Annotated in this window: 4 protein-coding genes; 2 read left to right on the top strand and 2 right to left on the bottom strand. The window is 65.0% G+C overall.

The annotated features are described in order from the left end of the window. Positions 1–7 precede the first annotated feature (7 nt). Positions 8–742, bottom strand: coding sequence for a hypothetical protein (locus ABW137_RS10690; RefSeq protein ID WP_526399648.1), 735 nt, complete (start codon positions 740–742; stop codon positions 8–10). Positions 743–784: 42 nt separating this feature from the next. After that, positions 785–1,147, bottom strand: coding sequence for an XRE family transcriptional regulator (locus tag ABW137_RS10685; RefSeq protein ID WP_526399646.1), 363 nt, complete (start codon positions 1,145–1,147; stop codon positions 785–787). A 135-nt stretch (positions 1,148–1,282) separates the two neighbouring features. Here ABW137_RS10685 and ABW137_RS10680 point away from each other — a divergent pair, with 135 nt between their 5' ends. Then, positions 1,283–1,906 (top strand): condensation domain-containing protein, encoded by a 624-nt coding sequence (locus ABW137_RS10680; protein ID WP_526399644.1) that lies wholly within the window; start codon positions 1,283–1,285, stop codon positions 1,904–1,906. A gap of 259 nt (positions 1,907–2,165) precedes the next feature. Next, positions 2,166–4,306: isoleucine--tRNA ligase (gene ileS, locus ABW137_RS10675; RefSeq protein ID WP_526399642.1), on the top strand; the 2,141-nt coding region annotated here is incomplete at its 3' end.

The raw sequence follows: 4,306 nt of genomic DNA, 5'->3' as shown, positions 1-4,306 counted from the left end.
CGTGTGCCTAGTGGACCGCCTTGCTGAACCACTTCGTCTTGATGCGCCACGAGTGCGCCGACATGAGCGCGAACCCGGCGCCGCACGTGCAGGCAAAGAACCAGACGAGGTTGCCGTCCTCTATCGGCTGCAGCGACGGGAAGAGTGCAGTGATCACGCGGACGACGCAGGCGAGCATCCCGCTTACCGACGCGGCCAGGTAGACGTTGGCGACCGTGCGCGACCGCGGATCCTTGCGGAGCACGAGAAGCGCGCGCGATCCGTAGCCCAGGAGATAGATCAGCGTGCCGCAGAGCAGCAGCCAGTAGGCGCTCAGCCAGAAGTCGGTGTGCAGCTCGAAGAAGTCCGCGCTGTAGATGGCCGCGCCGTTCCCGAGGGAGAACGTGGCGAGCAGCAGGGGGATGCAGAGCGTAGCGGGACGTTCCACGTATTGCTTGAAGGTGGTCTGCATGGCGTGGTCGTCCTGCAGCCGCCCGAGAGAGTTGTAGACGATCGCCGACGCCGCCACCACGTACATGTCGTGGCCGATGTAGTCCTCGAGGTTCCACATCCCGGTGAGGGAGTGCAGCCAGTGTCCGAGCGTCTCCGACGCGAGCGGCGACATGAGCAGAATCGTGGCGCCCTGAAGGGCGATGTTCAGGGTGGCAGCAACTTCCCACCGGCATGACCAGGTGACCCGACGGATCCACAGGCTCCACGCGATACATGCCAGCGTGATGGTGATGAGGACTGCCAGAGCCATTGAAGGTCGCCTTCGAGATATTCCGTCAGCAAATTCTAACCGCTAGAGCGGGGGAGCGTCGGCGCGTGGCGTGAGATCTTTCAGCCTCGGTCGACCGGTGCGTTGTGTGGTGACAGGTTCTGCGATGGTCACGACGGACAGCGGCGCCGACTCGACGTAGCTCCAGACCTCTTCGCGGGTCATCAGTCCGAATCGCACTTGAAGGTCGGGGTAGCTGAGGTGGAACCGGTCCGCGACCAGTCGCATCTCCTCGGCATTGGGATAGTCGGGTTCCTTGATGCGGCGGTAGTACGTACTGCTCGACGTACCGAGCGCGTCGTAGATGGCCTTCGCGTCGACGTCGCCATCAAGGAGGTAATCCAACAGCGCTTTCAGCTGTCTGCCGTTTTCATCGGTGCGGGGCACTCCTACACCTTAGACGGTCTTCCCTGAGCTGGGCAGTACCAACCGCAAATCGGACGACACCCCCTTAATTGACACTGCCGTAACAGTTTTGGCAGATGTGTCCCAGTTTTGGGACAGTCGTGTAGCCTACTTTGCATGACGCGCGCAAACATGCAGCTGACCGACTACGACGCCGAGGGGCTTCCCCACGACGACGATCTCGAGAAGATGGCCGCACCGTTGTCGACGTTGCTGACCCAAGAACTCGACGGTGCCGCGGAGGTCCTTGGTGTGTCGCGCGACGAGATCCTCGTCGCTGCGCTGGGCCGCGCCATTCAGCGGACGATCGGCGACGGCGCGGTTGCCGTGGACGTGCCCGGCTTCGGAACGTGCGTGCACCCCATGACGCTGAAGTGTGCTGGACCCGACCGAATCTCCGCCGACGAGATGCTGGCAGACGTCCATCACGCCATGAACGAGACGGCGCTCCAGCACACCGTTCATGGCGTATCCGACGCGCAACGGGCGCAGGCGCTTGCCGACGTGCTCTTCGCCTACGGCGACGCGGCTACCTCCAGGGGCCACCTCGGACACGTCCTCGAGGTCCGCGCCTACTCGACCGGCGACGCCCTCGCACTGGACTGGTGGTTCGACTCCCGGGGCTTCGAGGAGTACACGGTCCAGGAGCTGGCAGAGCAATTTCCGTTGGCACTCATCGAGCTGACGTCGGAGGCCACGCCGCCGGTGCCCGCCACGGCCGAACTGGCGCTGGCACGCTAGGGCAGCCAGTTGGCGCTCGCGCGCTAGGCTCTAGAATCCTCTCAGCGGCGTCGATCCGGCCATCACCGGGGAGCCTTCGGAAGAACCGCGTTCGGACCCCTGGGTCCAGCGCACAGTAGAACCGAACGGATGGGTCCGTCACAGCCCAACTCGAGTGGCGCACCGCGTGTGCGCAAGCGGGGTGGTACCGCGGTGTCACGTAGACGCGTGACGTCGTCCCCGTGCCTGATCGACCCCGGGCACAGGAGACGAGACCCACGTGAGCGCCTACCCCAAGCCGGCGACCGGATCGCCGAGCTTTCCCGACCTCGAAGTCGAGGTGTTGGACTACTGGAAGCGTGACGACACCTTCCGTGCGAGCATCGAACAGCGCGACGACGCGCAGGAGTACGTCTTTTACGACGGGCCCCCGTTCGCGAACGGGCTGCCGCACTACGGCCACCTTCTGACCGGCTACGTCAAGGACATCGTTCCCCGCTACCGCACCATGCGCGGCTACAAGGTCGAACGCAGATTCGGCTGGGACACCCACGGCCTGCCCGCCGAGCTGGAGGTGCAGCGCCAGCTCGGAATCAGTGACAAGGCCCAGATCGAGGCAATGGGCATCGAGACGTTCAACGATGCGTGCCGTGCGTCGGTGATGAAGTACTCCGACGAATGGCAGGCCTACGTCACCCGCCAGGCGCGGTGGGTCGACTTCGACAACGACTACAAGACGCTGGACCCCACCTTCATGGAGTCGGTGATCTGGGCGTTCAAGCAGCTGTGGGACAAGGGCCTCGCCTATGAGGGCAATCGGGTGCTCCCGTACTGCTGGAACGACGAGACGCCGCTGTCCAGCCACGAACTGCGCATGGACGACGACGTCTACCAGAACCGGCAGGACCCGGCGCTGACCGTGGGGTTCCGGATTGACGCCGACGGGCAGGAGCAGACGGTCCAGGCTGCGCTGCAGGGCTCGTACCTTCTCGTCTGGACCACGACGCCGTGGACCCTGCCGTCCAACCAGGCCGTTGCCGTCAACCCCGACGTGACCTACGTCCAGGTGGAGGGATCCGACGGCAGGCGCTACGTCCTCGCAGACGCCCGCCTCGCGGGGTACGCCAGGGAGCTGGGTGAAGAGCCGACCGTGCTGGGCACCTACCTCGGCAGTGACCTGCTCGGCGTGAGCTACGTTCCGCCCTTCCCGTACTTCATGGATGCGCCCAACGCCTTTCGCGTCTTGCCCGGCGAGTTCGTCACCACCGACGACGGCACCGGAATCGTGCACATGGCGCCGGCCTACGGCGAGGACGACAAGGCGACCGCCGACGCCGCAGGCATCCCCGCGGTCACGCCGGTCGACGCGAAGGGGCGCTTCGATGCGACCGTGCCGGACTACGCGGGCCAGCACGTCTTCGACGCGAATCCACAGATCATCCGCGACCTCAAGAACCAGTCGGGCGGCGCGGCCTCCAACGGAGCGGTCCTGCTCAGGCACGAGACCTACGACCACTCCTATCCGCACTGTTGGCGGTGCCGCAACCCGCTGATCTACCGGGCCGTGTCGTCGTGGTTCATCAAGGTCACCGAATTCCGTGACCGGATGGTCGAGCTGAATCAGCAGATCACGTGGTACCCCGAGCACGTCAAGGACGGCCAGTTCGGCAAGTGGCTCCAGGGCGCAAGGGATTGGTCCATCTCGCGAAACCGGTACTGGGGCAGCCCCATTCCGGTGTGGAAGTCCGACGACCCGGACTACCCACGCATCGACGTATACGGCAGCCTCGACGAGCTCGGGCGCGACTTCGGGGTACGCCCGACGGATCTGCACCGGCCGTACATCGACGAGCTGACCCGCCCCAACCCCGACGATCCGACCGGCAAGTCGACGATGCGGCGCATCGAGGACGTCTTCGACGTCTGGTTCGACTCCGGGTCGATGCCGTTCGCGCAGGTGCACTACCCGTTCGAGAACGCCGACTGGTTCGAGGCGCACAATCCGGCCGACTTCATCGTGGAGTACATCGGCCAGACCCGTGGCTGGTTCTACGTGATGCACGCGCTGTCAACCGCCCTGTTCGACCGGATCGCCTTCTCGAACGTGATCAGCCACGGCATCGTGCTCGGCAACGACGGGCAGAAGATGTCGAAGTCGCTGCGGAACTACCCCGATGTCAGCGAGGTCTTCGACCGCGACGGCGCCGACGCGATGCGCTGGTTCCTGATGTCGAGCTCCGTCATCCGCGGCGGCAACCTCATCGTCACCGAGGAGGGGATCCGCGCCGGCGTGCGGGAGCTGCTGCTGCCGCTGTGGAGCACCTACTACTTCTTCACCCTGTACGCGAACGCCGCGTCGTACACCGCCGTGCGACGCACCGACAGTGCGAACGTGCTCGACCGCTATCTGCTCGCCAAGAC

Origin of the sequence: Mycobacterium sp. (genome assembly GCF_040509115.1) — a bacterium.
GTDB lineage: Bacteria > Actinomycetota > Actinomycetes > Mycobacteriales > Mycobacteriaceae > Mycobacterium.
Note: the sequence above shows the minus strand (reverse complement) of the source record. Positions and strands in the feature narration are given on the sequence as shown.

Bases quoted from the DNA above. Each gene is read 5' to 3' on its own strand.
- ABW137_RS10690 (WP_526399648.1), bottom strand. From the start codon at position 742: ATGGCTCTGGCAGTCCTCATCACCATCACGCTGGCATGTATCGCGTGG.
- ABW137_RS10680 (WP_526399644.1), top strand. From the start codon at position 1,283: ATGACGCGCGCAAACATGCAGCTGACCGACTACGACGCCGAGGGGCTT.